The organism is Comamonas terrigena NBRC 13299 (assembly GCF_006740045.1).
Classification (GTDB): Bacteria; Pseudomonadota; Gammaproteobacteria; order Burkholderiales; family Burkholderiaceae_C; genus Comamonas; species Comamonas terrigena.
The window spans coordinates 4,091,125-4,104,760 of record NZ_AP019749.1 but is presented as its reverse complement, the minus strand read 5'-3'; the positions used below and the strand labels follow the sequence as shown (position 1 = coordinate 4,104,760).

13 protein-coding genes are annotated in these 13,636 nt (G+C 59.4%); 10 read left to right on the top strand and 3 right to left on the bottom strand.

The window, feature by feature from the left end:
• The first annotated feature begins 170 nt into the window (after positions 1–170).
• Entirely contained in the window at positions 171–596 is a 426-nt protein-coding gene (locus CT3_RS18565; RefSeq protein WP_066540976.1) for a rhodanese-like domain-containing protein, read from the top strand.
• A 61-nt stretch (positions 597–657) separates the two neighbouring features.
• Here the strand turns inward: CT3_RS18565 and lysM are convergent, their stop codons facing one another.
• On the bottom strand, positions 658–1,128 hold the full coding sequence (gene lysM, locus CT3_RS18560) for a peptidoglycan-binding protein LysM (RefSeq protein ID WP_066540974.1): 471 nt from the start codon (positions 1,126–1,128) through the stop codon (positions 658–660).
• A 176-nt stretch (positions 1,129–1,304) separates the two neighbouring features.
• Here lysM and CT3_RS18555 point away from each other — a divergent pair, with 176 nt between their 5' ends.
• From CT3_RS18555 to rfbC, 5 genes are all read left to right on the top strand, one after another.
• Positions 1,305–2,078, top strand: a complete 774-nt coding sequence (locus tag CT3_RS18555; RefSeq protein WP_066540972.1) for a type III pantothenate kinase — start codon at positions 1,305–1,307, stop codon at positions 2,076–2,078.
• A gap of 154 nt (positions 2,079–2,232) precedes the next feature.
• Positions 2,233–3,300: a dTDP-glucose 4,6-dehydratase gene (gene rfbB / locus CT3_RS18550; protein WP_066540971.1), complete on the top strand. Its 1,068-nt coding sequence runs from the start codon at positions 2,233–2,235 to the stop codon at positions 3,298–3,300.
• Between the two features lie 2 nt (positions 3,301–3,302).
• Positions 3,303–4,196 carry a dTDP-4-dehydrorhamnose reductase gene (gene rfbD, locus CT3_RS18545; protein WP_066540970.1) on the top strand — a complete coding sequence of 298 codons (894 nt, stop codon included), beginning with the start codon at positions 3,303–3,305 and terminating at the stop codon, positions 4,194–4,196.
• Positions 4,197–4,214: 18 nt separating this feature from the next.
• Positions 4,215–5,102, top strand: coding sequence for a glucose-1-phosphate thymidylyltransferase RfbA (rfbA, locus tag CT3_RS18540; RefSeq protein WP_066540969.1), 888 nt, complete (start codon positions 4,215–4,217; stop codon positions 5,100–5,102).
• Complete coding sequence (rfbC, locus tag CT3_RS18535; protein ID WP_066540968.1) at positions 5,099–5,653, top strand: dTDP-4-dehydrorhamnose 3,5-epimerase; 555 nt, start codon at positions 5,099–5,101, stop codon at positions 5,651–5,653. Before rfbA ends, rfbC begins: the two co-directional genes overlap by 4 nt.
• Positions 5,654–5,723: 70 nt before the next feature.
• Here the strand turns inward: rfbC and CT3_RS18530 are convergent, their stop codons facing one another.
• Both CT3_RS18530 and CT3_RS18525 read right to left on the bottom strand, forming a co-directional pair.
• Positions 5,724–6,818: a TFIIB-type zinc ribbon-containing protein gene (locus CT3_RS18530; protein ID WP_066540966.1), complete on the bottom strand. Its 1,095-nt coding sequence runs from the start codon at positions 6,816–6,818 to the stop codon at positions 5,724–5,726.
• Positions 6,819–7,028: 210 nt separating this feature from the next.
• A complete protein-coding gene (locus CT3_RS18525; RefSeq protein WP_066540962.1) occupies positions 7,029–8,150 on the bottom strand; it encodes an SPFH and helix-turn-helix domain-containing protein in 1,122 nt (373 codons plus the stop codon).
• 370 nt (positions 8,151–8,520) lie between these two features.
• Here CT3_RS18525 and glyQ point away from each other — a divergent pair, with 370 nt between their 5' ends.
• The 4 genes from glyQ to CT3_RS18505 all read left to right on the top strand — a co-directional run bounded on the left by glyQ (position 8,521) and on the right by CT3_RS18505 (position 13,634).
• Positions 8,521–9,459, top strand: coding sequence for a glycine--tRNA ligase subunit alpha (gene glyQ, locus CT3_RS18520; RefSeq protein ID WP_066540960.1), 939 nt, complete (start codon positions 8,521–8,523; stop codon positions 9,457–9,459).
• A gap of 87 nt (positions 9,460–9,546) precedes the next feature.
• Positions 9,547–11,658: a glycine--tRNA ligase subunit beta gene (gene glyS / locus CT3_RS18515; RefSeq protein WP_066540957.1), complete on the top strand. Its 2,112-nt coding sequence runs from the start codon at positions 9,547–9,549 to the stop codon at positions 11,656–11,658.
• Between the two features lie 23 nt (positions 11,659–11,681).
• Positions 11,682–12,548, top strand: a complete 867-nt coding sequence (locus tag CT3_RS18510) for an acyltransferase (RefSeq protein ID WP_115594619.1) — start codon at positions 11,682–11,684, stop codon at positions 12,546–12,548.
• Positions 12,549–13,634 (top strand): DegT/DnrJ/EryC1/StrS family aminotransferase, encoded by a 1,086-nt coding sequence (locus CT3_RS18505; protein WP_066540955.1) that lies wholly within the window; start codon positions 12,549–12,551, stop codon positions 13,632–13,634.
• The last annotated feature ends 2 nt before the right edge of the window (positions 13,635–13,636 follow it).

The following is a 13,636-nucleotide window of genomic DNA, read 5'->3' as shown; positions in this document are numbered from 1 at the left end:
CAGCCGCGCATTGTTTGCATGGGTTGGGGCCGGCAACTGGCTGAAACCCGCAAGATGGCAGTGCTGCCCGCTGTGCAGCAAGCTCCGCAGCGCGCACAATGCGCACCAACGTTGCCAGGCCGCACATGGCCTTGGCATGATTTGACGGATTTTTTGCTTCAGGACTACATATGACAGCCTCCGCCACCGATCTTCAGGTCACTCCCGCAGCGGGCTATGCCGGCGATATTCCTGCGCCTCTGGCCTGGCAATGGGTGCAGGCCGGACAGGCTGTGCTGGTGGATGTGCGCACCGATGCCGAGCGCGCCTGGGTGGGCCAGGTGCCCGGAGCCATTCCCGTGGCGCTCAAGCAATGGCCGGGCATGCAAGCCAACCCCGACTTTGATGCCCAGCTGCGCGCAGCGGTACCGCCCGGTGGCAAGGTCGTGCTGCTGTGCCGCAGCGGCGTGCGCTCCGTCGCAGCGGCCCAGCGTGCGGCGGCGCTGGGCATTGAGGCCTACAACATCCTCGAAGGCTTTGAAGGCGATCTGGACGCCCACAACCAGCGTGGCCAGAAAAGCGGCTGGCGCAAGCAGGGCCTGCCCTGGCACCAGTGAAGCGCCAAGCACCCATGAAAAAAGGCTCCCGACGGGAGCCTTTTTGACAGCGGTACAGGGCTTACAGGGCCGGAATGCGCAGTTTCTGGCCGGGGTAGATCTTGTCGGGGTGCGACAGCATGGGCTTGTTGGCTTCGAAAATCGCAGGGTACTTGTTGGCATCGCCATAGTATTTCTTGGCGATGGCCGACAGCGTGTCGCCGCGCACCACGTCGTGGTACTGGGCTTCGGGTTCGGGGTGGGTGACGGACATCTGGTTGTCCACACTGGTCACGCTGGAAACATTGCCGCAGCACAGGGTGACTTTTTCCTTGGCTCCCTGGGTGGGCGCCACGCCGGTCACGGTGACCTTGCCCTGGCTGCCGTCATAGGTGACCTGCAGATTGCTCACGCCCAGGTTCTGGGCATTGATGTACGTGGCAATGGCCTGCGCGGCCTTGGCATTCAGGTCGTCCGCTGGGGTGGCTGCGTTGGCATCCTTGCCGCCGAACAGCTTTTCGCCGGCTTCCTTGATGAAACTGAAAAGTCCCATGGATTGACTCCTTGAAGTGGTGGACAGGGAAGAAAACCGCCCCACTGTAGCGGCAAATCCGCGCTTGGCAAGACAGGGCCGGCGGCTGTTCCATTTGTTCACAATTGCCCGTGTGGCGTGTCTTGTATGAGACGTTGCTGTCCGGTTGGGAAACAAAAATACAGATAATCCGCCGCATGACTTTTCTGGCCATTGACATCGGCAACACCCGCTTGAAGTGGGCCATGTACGACGATCACCGCCCCGGGGCTGCGCTGCTGGCCCATGGCGCGGAGTTTCTGGAACATATCGAGCGCCTGGCCGAAGGCTGTTGGGCCGGCTTGCCAGCGCCCACGCGCATGCTGGGCTGCGTGGTGGCGGGGGATACCGCCAAACGCCGGGTGCACGACCAGATCGAGCTGATGCTGGGCTGGACCCTGGAGCCGCAGTGGGTGGTGCCGTCGGTGGAGGAAGCCGGCGTGGTCAATGGCTACGACCATCCTTCGCGCCTGGGGGCCGACCGGTGGGTGGCCATGATCGGTGCGCGCCACCAGATGCTGCAGCAGGGGCCGGCCAGGCCGCTGATTGTGGTGATGGTGGGCACGGCGGTGACGGTGGATGCGCTGGACGCCGAAGGCAATTTTCTGGGGGGCTTGATCATCCCTGGCCACGGCATCATGCTGCGCGCGCTGGAAGGCGGCACGGCGGGTCTGCATGTGCCGACCGGCGAAGTCAGGTTGTTTCCCAAGAACACCAGCGATGCACTGACCAGCGGCGGGACCTATGCCATTGCGGGAGCGGTGGAGCGCATGTACCAGCATCTATCCCAGCACTGCGGGGCGGAGCCTGCCTGCATCATGGCCGGGGGCGCTGGCTGGAAGATGGCCCCCAGCATGACGCGTCCCTTTCAGTTGCTGGACAACCTGATTTTCGATGGCCTGCTGGTGATGGCGCAACGGCGCTGGGGCTGACATCGGCGCAATGCCTGCGGGCACGTGCGCTGCAGGAGAATATCTGGGGTCGATGCAATCCCCGCATGAGGCCGTGCGAGGCAGAAAAAGCTGCTTACCCTGGCTGAAGAGTGCAGTGGGATAATCGGTTCACATTCTCAGAAAAAATCCTTCCATGATTCTTGTCACCGGTGGCGCCGGCTTTATTGGCGCAAATTTTGTTTTGGATTGGCTGGCTACACAGCAGGAGCCGGTGGTCAATGTGGACAAGCTGACCTATGCCGGCAATGTGGAAAACCTGGCCTCGGTGCATGGCGATGCGCGGCATGTGTTCGTGCAGGCGGATATCGGGGACAGCGCCGTCATGGATGTGTTGCTGGCCCGTCATCAGCCGCGTGCGGTGATCAACTTCGCGGCCGAAAGCCATGTGGACCGTTCCATCCATGGTCCGGAAGACTTCATTCAGACCAATGTGGTGGGCACGTTTCGCCTGCTGGAAGCCGTGCGGGGCTACTGGAGTAGGCTGCAGGGCAATGCCAAATCGGATTTCCGCTTTCTGCATGTGTCGACGGACGAGGTCTACGGCACGCTGTCGCCTTCCGATCCCGCTTTCACGGAAGAGAACAACTACGAGCCCAACAGCCCGTATTCGGCCAGCAAGGCCGCCAGCGACCATCTGGTACGTGCCTGGCACCACACCTATGGCCTGCCGGTGCTGACCACCAACTGCAGCAACAATTACGGCCCGCTGCATTTCCCTGAAAAGCTGATCCCGCTGGTGATCGTCAATGCGTTGGCCGGCAAACCGCTGCCGGTGTACGGCGACGGCATGCAGGTGCGCGACTGGCTCTATGTGCGTGACCACTGCAGCGCCATCCGCCGCGTGCTGGAAGCGGGAAAGCTGGGCGATACCTACAACGTCGGGGGCTGGAACGAACAGGCCAATATCGACATTGTCAAAACCGTGTGCGCCCTGCTGGACGAATTGCGTCCGCGCGCCGACGGCAAGGGCTATGCCGAGCAGATCACCTATGTAGCCGACCGCCCGGGGCATGACCGCCGCTACGCCATCGATGCCCGCAAGCTGGAGCGCGAACTGGGCTGGAAGCCGGCAGAAACCTTTGACACCGGCATCCGCAAGACCGTGCAGTGGTATCTGGACCACCCGCAATGGGTCGCCAACGTGCAGTCCGGTGCTTACCGCGACTGGGTGCAAAAGCAATACACCGCCACCGCAGAGTGAACATGAAGATTTTGCTGCTGGGCAAGGACGGTCAGGTGGGTTGGGAACTGCAACGCAGCCTGGCACCGCTGGGGGAGCTGGTGGCGCTGGGGCGGCACGCTGCGGACGGGCTGTGCGGCGATCTGGGCCATCTGGAGGGCCTGGCGCAGACGGTGCGCCAGCTGCGGCCCGATGTGATCGTCAATGCCGCCGCCCACACGGCGGTGGACAAGGCCGAGTCCGAGCCGGAGCTGGCACGCGCACTCAATGCCTTGGCGCCAGGGGTGCTGGCCCAGGAAGCCAAGGCCGTGGATGCTTTGCTAGTGCACTACAGCACCGACTATGTGTTCGATGGCAGCGGCTCCGTGCCACGGCTTGAGACCGACGCTGTCGCTCCGCTGTCGGTATACGGTCGCACCAAGCTGGAAGGGGAGCAGCACATCCAGGCTTCGGGCTGCAGACACCTGATCTTTCGCACCAGCTGGGTCTATGCGGCGCGTGGCGGCAATTTTGCCAAGACCATGCTGCGCCTGGCGCAGGAGCGGGAGTCGCTGACGGTGATCGATGACCAGTGGGGAGCCCCCACCGGAGCGGACCTGATTGCCGATGTGACGGCCCATACCATCCGGCAGGTGGTCCGCTGTCCGCAGGACGCGGGCCTGTACCATCTGGTAGCGCAGGGTGAAACCACGTGGAATGCTTATGCCCGCTATGTGCTGGCGCAAGCCCAGCAGGTGCAGCCTGCGCTGGCGATCCAGGCCAGGGAAGTTCGCCCGGTGCCCAGCAGCGCCTTTCCGACACCGGCCCAGCGGCCGCACAACTCACGACTGGACACCCGCAAGCTGCAAGCCACATTCGGCTTGCAGCTCCCTTCCTGGCAGCAGGGCGTGACGCGCATGCTGCATGAAATTTTGTAATTCCGTTTCTTCAACGCCATGACATCTGCACGCAAAGGCATTATTTTGGCGGGTGGCTCCGGCACCCGTTTGCACCCTGCCACCCTGGCCATCAGCAAACAGCTGCTGCCCATTTACGACAAGCCCATGATTTATTACCCGCTCAGCACGCTGATGCTGGCGGGTATTCGTGAAATTCTGATCATCAGCACGCCGCAGGACACCCCGCGTTTTGAACAGCTGCTGGGTGATGGCAGCCAATGGGGCCTGCAACTGCAGTATGCGGTGCAGCCTTCCCCCGATGGCCTGGCACAGGCCTTTCTGATTGGCGAGGAGTTTCTGGCTGGCGCCCCCAGTGCCTTGGTGCTGGGCGACAACATTTTCTACGGCCATGATTTTCAGGGGCTGTTGAAGAACGCAGAAAGCCAGTCCGCCGGGGCGACGGTGTTTGCCTACCATGTGCAGGATCCGGAGCGCTATGGCGTGGCGGAATTCGATGCCCAGGGCCAGGTGCTGTCGCTGGAGGAAAAGCCGGCCCAGCCCAAATCCAACTATGCGGTCACCGGCCTGTATTTCTACGACAGCCAGGTGGTGGACATGGCCAAGTCGCTGCAGCCTTCGCCTCGTGGCGAGCTGGAAATCACCGACCTGAACCGCCTGTATCTGGAGCAGGGGCAGTTGAATGTGCAGCTGATGGGCCGGGGCTATGCATGGCTGGATACCGGCACGCACGACAGCCTGCTGGAAGCCGGCCAGTTCATTGCCACCCTGGAGCAACGCCAGGGCTTGAAAGTGGCCTGTCCCGAAGAAATTGCCTTCCGTTCCGGCTGGATTGGTGCCGCACAGCTGGAGAAGCTGGCGCAGCCGCTGCTCAAGAATGGCTATGGCAAGTATCTGGTGCAATGCCTCAAAGGCGGTGTGCGATGAAAGCCACCCCTACCGCGATCCCGGACGTGATGGTGGTGGAACCCAAGGTGTTCGGGGATGCCCGCGGGTTTTTCTACGAGAGCTTCAACCAGCAGGCTTTTAATGCCGCCACTGGCACCAATTTCGAGTTTGTGCAGGACAACCACAGCCGTAGCCGCAAAGGGGTGCTGCGTGGCCTGCATTACCAATTGCCTCCACATGCCCAGGGCAAGCTGGTGCGCGTGGTGCGTGGCGCCGTCTGGGATGTGGCGGTGGATATTCGCCAGGGGTCTGCAACCTTTGGCAAATGGGTGGCCGAGGAATTGACGGAGTACAGCCACAAGCAGTTCTGGATTCCCCCAGGATTTGCCCATGGCTTCGTGGTGCTGAGTGAGTCGGCCGATTTCCTCTACAAGACCACGGACTACTACGCGCCCGAGTCGGACCGGGGCGTTGCCTGGAATGACCCGCAGATTGGCATTGCCTGGCCGGATTTGGGCATGGATTGGCTGCTGTCGGAAAAAGACCTGAAGCAGCCTTTGCTGCAGGATGCGGATACCTTCATCGGATAAGGCACTGCACCATTGCACCACCCAAAAAGAGCTGCCAGTGGCAGCTCTTTTTTTATTCATCTGTCATCTGTTATCTGTTCTGTGCCAGGCCCAGCACGATCAGCAACAGCAGTACAGCGCATAGCACGGCGAAGCTGATCTTCACCCAGCTGTATGGGCGCTCCCCCGCAATCTGGCCGGTATAGCCATTGGCCACGATCTGGTAGGTGGTGCGGCCATAGGTGTAGCCCACCAGCCATACGGGCACCAGCGTGTGCTTGAAGGTTCTGCCGGTGTATTGGCGCTGCACCTGCAGATTGCGCATGGTGTCGCCGGGCACCTGGCGGGCGCACAGGCTGCGCAGCTGGGCATCCATGTCCTGCTCGTTCAGTTGTGCGGCTTTGGACAGGTCGACCTGGTAGCGCTCCACCGTCCAGCCACGGACGAATTCAGGGGTGTAGGGCTTGAGGTCGGTGGTGGTCGGAAAGGGCTCCACCTGGCGCAGCAAATCGGGTTGCACGCCGACGGTGCCGGGCACCAGCGCGTCGTCGAAGAAATGCTGCAACTGGCCGGAAGCCGATTCCCAGCGCACATGGCGCACCTCGCGGGTTTGCTGCGTGCCATCGGTATCGCGGTAGGTTTCGGTTCTGTAATAGTAGTAACCAGCCTCGGCCTGCCATTGGGCAGTGGCATGGGCATCAAAGGTCCAGTAAGGCAGGTATATGCCGTGCAGCGTATCGGTCAGCGCTGCGGTTTTGAGTGTGCTGGGCGCGAACCAGCGGCTGCCATACCACTGGCGGATGCGGTCGCGGATCTGTCCGTCACTGATCTGGAACGGCAGGATGCTCTGCGGCGTGATGGCATCGTTGCGCTCTTCGTGTGCCACGATGGCCGGCGAGCCGCAGAAGTCACAGCGCTGGGCTGCCGTCTTGTTTAGGAAGACCGAGATGGCACGGCAGTTCTGGCACTGCACCTCGTAGCGCGCATCGGTGCCCCAGCCGCGACCGCTGACAGGGTTGCGCAGGGCTTCAGCCAGATCCTGCTCCACCACGGCGCGGCCCAGCTCTTCGCGCGTGGCTTCGCTCCAGGGCGCGGTGGTGCCGCAGTACGGGCATTTGAGTGCCTGGGCCTTGGCATTCCATTCCAGATTGCCACCGCACTCCGGGCAGGGGTGCTTGCGCACCATGGTCGGCGGGGCTGCTGGCGCAGCGGGGGCATGGCTGGAGGAGGTGGGGGCAGTGTGGTGGGTCACGGCGCAAAAATATCAGGTGCACTGCACAGGCCCTTGCTGCTGGCACTCTGGCCAGGGCGCCGCGCACCGGCCGCCTGGCAGGTTTCCCTTCAGTGGGCAGCACTGGGTTGTGGTACGCGGCCAAGCCGCTGAGAGGGCGTTGATTTACCCGCGCAGGAACTCATCGAGTGCCGCCTGGCCAATCCGCCACTGGCTGCCGATCTGGCGCGCTTTCAGGTGACCGGCCTGGATTTCGGCCAGTACATCGGCTTCGGCCACGCCCAGTACCTGGGCGGCCTGGGCCGGGGTGAAGACCTGCATGGCCGCTGGTGCGGGTGCAGCCTGGGTGTGCGCCGCCTGTGCAGCTTCAGGTGAGAAAGGGTCTGCAGAAGAAGCGCCTGCTCCGGAAGCCCCGTGCGCCCCTGCTGCGCCGCCTTGCATGCTTTTCATCATCTCCTGCGCCATACCGAAGCCCATGGCCATGGTGGCGGGCAGGGTGGCTGCCGCTGCGCCTTCACTGCCGTTCGCCATGGCCTGGCCCATCTGGTATTTCACGTAGTCATTCAGGTTGCCGATGGCCCCCATGCTGGAGCGCTTGTCGATGGCCTGCTCCACCTCGGGCGGCACGGACACGTTTTCCAGGATGAAGCTGGTGATTTCCAGGCCGTACTTGTCGGTGACAGCCGGGTTGATGATCTGCAGCAGCGCATCGCCCAGGTCGCTGTAGCGGGTGGCCACGTCGAGCACCGGCACCTGGGCCTTGGCCAGTGCTTCGGTGAAGATGCTGACAATGCGCGAGCGCATGGTGTCGGCAAATTCGTCCAGGCGGAAGTTCTGGTCCGTGCCCGCCACCTCTTTCAGGAACTTAGCCGGCTGAACGATGCGGAAGTCATACGTGCCAAAGGCGCGAATGCGCACCACGCCAAAGTCCTTGTCACGCAGCATGACGGGGTTGGATGTGCCCCATTTGTTGCCGGTGAACAGGCGTGTGTTGAGGTAGTAGACATCGCACTTGAACGGCGACTGGAAGCCATGTTTCCAGCCCTGGATGGTCGAGAGGATGGGGATGTTCTGCGTGGTCAGGGCATGCTTGCCCGGTCCGAACAGGTCGGCGTACTGGCCTGCAGAGACAAATTGCACCTGCTGCGATTCGCGCACGATCAACTGGGCGCCGTTCTTGATCTCCTTGTCCTCATCCGGCCAGCGGTAGGACAGGGTGTCGCGCGAGTCATCGGTCCACTCGATGATTTCGATCAGCTGGTTTTTGATGATATTGAACAGATTCATGCCAAACCTCGCAGGCAGGTGGGAAAGTGGGCCATTGCGCGGTCATTGTAGAACCCGGGCTGTTGGCAGAGATGATTGCGAGTATCAAAAGCGTAGCTGTTGGCGCCCATGTAACAAGGTTTTGAAAATGATTAATTTGGGAGATGCAAGAAAGACGGGCGTAGTGTGCTCCTAATTTGTGCGTTCCGCTCATTCGTGTAACACCGTAGCCCGGTCTGGCTTCGTGAATACAGGGCGGCAGGCCTAAAATCACTCCTTTCGCGCGCGTAGCCGTGCCGCTGGTTTGTTCCTGGCGGTGGGGCACCCGCCTCCATAACGATAGATAGAGGGTGTAGCCGCCCGTCGTCTGCACCGATCCGAATAGCCCGTCATGCTGACCTTCCAACAAATCATTCTGAAACTGCAGTCCTACTGGGCCGATCATGGTTGTGCATTGCTCCAGCCCTATGACATGGAAGTCGGCGCCGGTACCTCGCACACCGCCACGTTCCTGCGTGCCATCGGTCCGGAGCCCTGGAAGGCCGCCTATGTGCAACCCAGCCGCCGTCCCAAGGATGGCCGCTATGGCGAGAACCCCAACCGCCTGCAGCACTACTACCAGTTTCAGGTGGTGCTCAAGCCGGCTCCTGACAACATCCTGGAGCTGTACCTCGGCTCGCTGGAAGCCCTGGGGTTTGATCTGAAGAAGAACGACATCCGCTTTGTCGAAGACGACTGGGAAAACCCCACCCTGGGTGCCTGGGGCTTGGGCTGGGAAGTCTGGCTCAATGGCATGGAAGTGACCCAGTTCACCTATTTCCAGCAAGTGGCCGGCATCGACTGCAAGCCCGCCACCGGTGAGATCACCTACGGCCTGGAACGTCTGGCCATGTACCTGCAGGGCAAGGAATCGGTGTACGACCTGGTCTATACCGATGGCCTGAGTTACGGCGACGTGTTCCACCAGAACGAAGTGGAGCAATCCACCTACAACTTCGAGCATTCGAACGCCGAGTTCCTGTTCAGCGCCTTTGCTGCGCACGAAGGCACGGCCAACCAACTGATCGATGCCCAGCTGGCGCTGCCTGCCTATGAGCAGGTGCTCAAGGCGGCCCACACCTTCAACCTGCTGGATGCCCGCGGTGCCATCAGCGTGACCGAGCGTGCCGCCTATATTGGCCGTATCCGCAATCTGGCCCGTGCGGTGGGCAAGAGCTATCTGGACAGCCGCGCGCGCCTGGGCTTCCCCATGGCGCCCAAGGCCCATGCCGACGAAGTGCTGGCCGAATTGGCCAAGGCCGCAGAGCAGGCCGCCAAGAAAGCGGCCTGAAGCGCCGCTACTGCAGACCGTCCACTTACACGTAATTTCAGCTGCTTTGAGCCCATCTGGTGAGCTTGAGCAGCTATCCAAATCATCATGAACGCATCGAATCTACTGGTTGAACTGTTTGTCGAAGAGCTGCCACCCAAGGCACTGCAAAAGCTGGGTGATGCTTTTGCCGCCGTGCTGTTTGACCAGCTCAAGGCCCAGGGCCTGCTGGCGTCGACCGAATCGCGCCTGACGGCCTATGCATCGCCCCGCCGGTTGGCGGCCCACATCACCGAAGTGCTGCCCCAGGCCGACGACAAGGCGGTCTCGCAAAAGCTGATGCCTGTGGCTGTGGGCCTGGACGCCGATGGCAAGCCCACGCCCGCGCTGCTCAAGAAGCTGAGCGCGCTGGGTGCGGACGCATCCGCTGTGGCCGGTCTGAAGCGCCAGGGCGAAGGCAAGGCCGAAGCCCTGTTCTACGAATCCACGGCCAAGGGTGTGCTGCTGACCGACGGCGTGCAGAAAGCGCTGGACGAAGCGCTGGCCAAGCTGCCCATTCCCAAGGTCATGCGTTACCAGTTGCAGGATGGCTGGACCAGCGTGCACTTTGTGCGCCCGGCCCACGGGCTGGTGGTGATGCATGGCACCGAGGTGCTGATCGGCGTGAAGGCCCTGGGCCTGACGGCCGGTACGGCCACCCACGGCCACCGTTTTGAAGCGGCCGTGGACCCTGTGGTGATCCGCAATGCCGACAGCTATGCCGAGCAACTGCGCGAAGAAGGCGCCGTGATTGCCAGCTTTGCGGAGCGCCGTGCAGACATTGCCCGGCAATTGCAGGCCGCGGCCGAGCGCATCGGCGGTGGCGTGCGTCCCATTGAGGATGAAGCCCTGCTGGACGAGGTGACGGCCCTGGTCGAGCGCCCCAATGTGCTGGTCTGCGAATTTGAGAAGGAATTTCTGACAGTGCCCCAGGAATGCCTGATCCTGACCATGAAGGCCAACCAGAAGTACTTTCCGCTGCTGGACGCCAGCGGCAAGCTGACCCATCAGTTTCTGATTGTCAGCAACATCCAGCCCCAGGATGCATCGGCAGTCGTCGGTGGCAACGAGCGCGTGGTGCGCCCCCGTCTTGCCGATGCCAAGTTCTTCTTCGACCAGGACCGTAAGAAGACCCTGGCCAGCCGCGTCGAGCTGCTGGATAAGGTGGTTTATCACAACAAGCTGGGTACCCAGGGTGAGCGTATCGCCCGTGTGCGTGCCATTGCCAAGAGCATTGCCCAGCAACTGGGCAACCCCGAACTGGGCCGCCTGGCTGATCAGGCCGCCATGCTGGCCAAGACCGATCTGGTGACCGACATGGTGGGGGAGTTCCCCGAGCTGCAAGGCACCATGGGCCGCTACTACGCCCTGAACGACCAGTTGGACCTGGCCGTGGCCGATGCCATTGAAGACCACTACAAGCCCCGCTTTGCAGGCGACGAACTGCCGCGCGGCGATGTCGGTGTGGTGGTGGCGCTGGCCGACAAGCTGGAAACCCTGGTCGGCATGTTCGGTATCGGCAACCTGCCCACCGGCGACCGCGACCCCTTTGCGCTGCGCCGCCATGCGCTGGGCGTGATCCGCATGCTGGTGGAAAAGGATCTGGAGCTGGATCTGGAAACGCTGCTGGTCAGTGCCTTGCCCGCCTTTGGCGACAAAATCATCGACGCTACGTCCCAACTGGTCGAATTCGTCTACGACCGCCTGGCCAACATGTTCCGCGAACAAGGCTACAGCGCCCAGGAAATCGAAGCCGTGCTGGCACTGCACCCCCAGCGCCTCTCCGATGTGCAAAAGCGCCTGGAAGCCGTGCGCGCGTTTGCGGCGCTACCGGAAGCACCTGCATTGGCCGCGGCCAACAAGCGCGTGAGCAACATTCTGAAGAAGGCGGAAGAAGCGGTTCAACCCCAGGTGAACGCAGCGGTGCTGGTGGAGCAGGCCGAAAAAGATCTGTATGCCGCGCTGCAACAGGTGGCTCCCAAAGCCGAGCAACAGTTTGCTGCAGGTGATTACACCGCCAGCCTGCAGACCTTGGCAGCATTGCGCGCTCCTGTGGATGCGTTCTTTGAGCATGTGATGGTGAATGCGGAAGATGCAGCACTCAAGGCCAATCGCCTGGGCTTGCTTGCCACGCTGCACCAGGCCATGAATCGTGTTGCTGATTTGTCTAACCTGATTTGAATCTATTTATAAATAGAGGATCTATGAAAGAATATAAAATTTCCGGTAATGGAAATATTAATGTTTCTAAGTCTGCAAAGATAGGCAATGATGTTCAATTCATATTCCAATCGCCAGGAAATATATCGATTGGAGATTATTGCTCGATAGGTGATGGGGTTAAATTCATATGTTCAGGCGGTGATATTTTCATCGACGACTGGACCACACTGCACGATAACTGTCTGGTATTGAGTGGTGAGTATGTGAAGATTGGAGAGCATTGCTGGTTCGGGCAGAACTCGGTAATCGATGGTAGTGGTGGTATTTCAATCGGGCGTGGTGTGCGGGTTGGAATGTATTCGCAACTCTGGTCCCATGTTGCTGCCGGCGAGCAAATTGAAGGCTGCACCCTTTTCGGGAGACGACCTGTTGATATTGGGGACGATGTCTGGCTGGTTGGTTCATGTATTGTTGCATCTGGAGTGACCCTTGGGAAAAGAACGGTTGCCCTGATCGGCTCCAATATAACCAAGTCCTTTCCTCCTAATGCGGTGATTGCAGGGTCCCCTGCCCAGGAAAAAAGTAATTTAAGTTTTTATAAAGATATTTCCCTGGATGAGAAATGGGATCTGCTAAAAGAATGGATGCAAGCCTATTGTGCAGACAGCGGGTTGATGCTTGACGTCACAGAGGATTTTCTACATGTGAGGAATGAAAAATCGACCGATGGTGGGGAAGTTGTTTTTTCAAAATACAAAGATGGTGCAATGGATATGAGGCTCAAGTCGCTCTCCACAGTCTGTTGTGTTGAGGATAAAACATATAATAAGAAATTTTCAGAATTGGAATATAAGGTTTTGAAGTTTCTTTCGGGGAACAAAGCAAGATTCAATAAACTGGGGGAGTAAATGCTACCTATTGTTAAAGTTGCACTGCCTGCCGCAGATGAGTTGATGCCTGCGCTGGAAAAAACGCTCTACAGCGGGCAAATTGCCGAGGGCGAGCAGGTTTATGAATTTGAGAAGCAATTCTCTGAAAAATTCAACATAAAGAATGTTTTGGCCATGAGCAGCGGCACTGCCGCCCTCCATGCGGCCTTGAAACTCTGTGGGGTTGAGCCGGGTGACGAAGTCATCTCAACGCCAATGACGGCAGAGCCCACAAATCTGTCGATTTTATATTGTGGTGCGAAAGTCGTATGGGCTGACATCGATCCCCAGTTGGGTGGCATGGACCCCGAGTCAGTCAGGTCCAAAATAACCGACAAAACAAAAGCCATACTTTGCGTGCACTATGCAGGTTATCCTGTGAATCTCGCCGAGTTGAAATCCATCGCTAATCAGCATGGAATTCCATTGATTGAAGACTGTGCACATGCCCTGGGGGCATTGTATGCAGGCAAGCATGTGGGCTTGGTGGGGGATTATGCGATCTACTCATTTCAGGCAATCAAGCACATGACCACGATCGATGGTGGTGTACTGGCCATGGCCAATCCTGAAAAAATGGAGGAAGCCAAGAAATTCAGATGGTTTGGAATGCTAAAAGGCGTTCCTCGAACCGAAGTCAATATTTCTAGTGTTGGCTATAAATACAATATGAATAATGTTGTAGCCACCATTGGTCAGATTCAGCTCAGAAACATAGAAAATGTTTTGCAGCGCCATATTGAAAATGGTAAATATTTCGATGAAATGTTTGCCAAAGTGGCGGGGGTTGATTTTGCCAAATGCGACGCAAATGCTGAGCCAAGTTATTGGCTCTATACGCTGCTAAGCGATGAGTCGGAAGATCTTGAGAAAGCCCTGAACGCAGCCGGGATTTCCGCTTCCAAATTGCACCGACCCAATAATTATCACAGTATTTTTGACGGATCTAAAACTGATCTTCCTGGATTGGATAAGTTCTATAAACGCTTGTTGCATCTGCCTTGCGGTTGGTGGGTCAGCGACGAGGATCGTGCTCTTATCGTTGAAACGGTGAAAAAAGGGTAGAT

Excerpts from the sequence above, each read along its gene's own strand:
- CT3_RS18565 (WP_066540976.1), top strand. The coding sequence starts at position 171 with ATGACAGCCTCCGCCACCGATCTTCAGGTCACTCCCGCAGCGGGCTAT.
- lysM (WP_066540974.1), bottom strand. The coding sequence starts at position 1,128 with ATGGGACTTTTCAGTTTCATCAAGGAAGCCGGCGAAAAGCTGTTCGGC.
- CT3_RS18555 (WP_066540972.1), top strand. The coding sequence starts at position 1,305 with ATGACTTTTCTGGCCATTGACATCGGCAACACCCGCTTGAAGTGGGCC.
- rfbB (WP_066540971.1), top strand. The coding sequence starts at position 2,233 with ATGATTCTTGTCACCGGTGGCGCCGGCTTTATTGGCGCAAATTTTGTT.
- rfbD (WP_066540970.1), top strand. The coding sequence starts at position 3,303 with ATGAAGATTTTGCTGCTGGGCAAGGACGGTCAGGTGGGTTGGGAACTG.
- rfbA (WP_066540969.1), top strand. The coding sequence starts at position 4,215 with ATGACATCTGCACGCAAAGGCATTATTTTGGCGGGTGGCTCCGGCACC.
- rfbC (WP_066540968.1), top strand. The coding sequence starts at position 5,099 with ATGAAAGCCACCCCTACCGCGATCCCGGACGTGATGGTGGTGGAACCC.
- CT3_RS18530 (WP_066540966.1), bottom strand. The coding sequence starts at position 6,818 with ATGGTGCGCAAGCACCCCTGCCCGGAGTGCGGTGGCAATCTGGAATGG.
- CT3_RS18525 (WP_066540962.1), bottom strand. The coding sequence starts at position 8,150 with ATGAATCTGTTCAATATCATCAAAAACCAGCTGATCGAAATCATCGAG.
- glyQ (WP_066540960.1), top strand. The coding sequence starts at position 8,521 with ATGCTGACCTTCCAACAAATCATTCTGAAACTGCAGTCCTACTGGGCC.
- glyS (WP_066540957.1), top strand. The coding sequence starts at position 9,547 with ATGAACGCATCGAATCTACTGGTTGAACTGTTTGTCGAAGAGCTGCCA.
- CT3_RS18510 (WP_115594619.1), top strand. The coding sequence starts at position 11,682 with ATGAAAGAATATAAAATTTCCGGTAATGGAAATATTAATGTTTCTAAG.
- CT3_RS18505 (WP_066540955.1), top strand. The coding sequence starts at position 12,549 with ATGCTACCTATTGTTAAAGTTGCACTGCCTGCCGCAGATGAGTTGATG.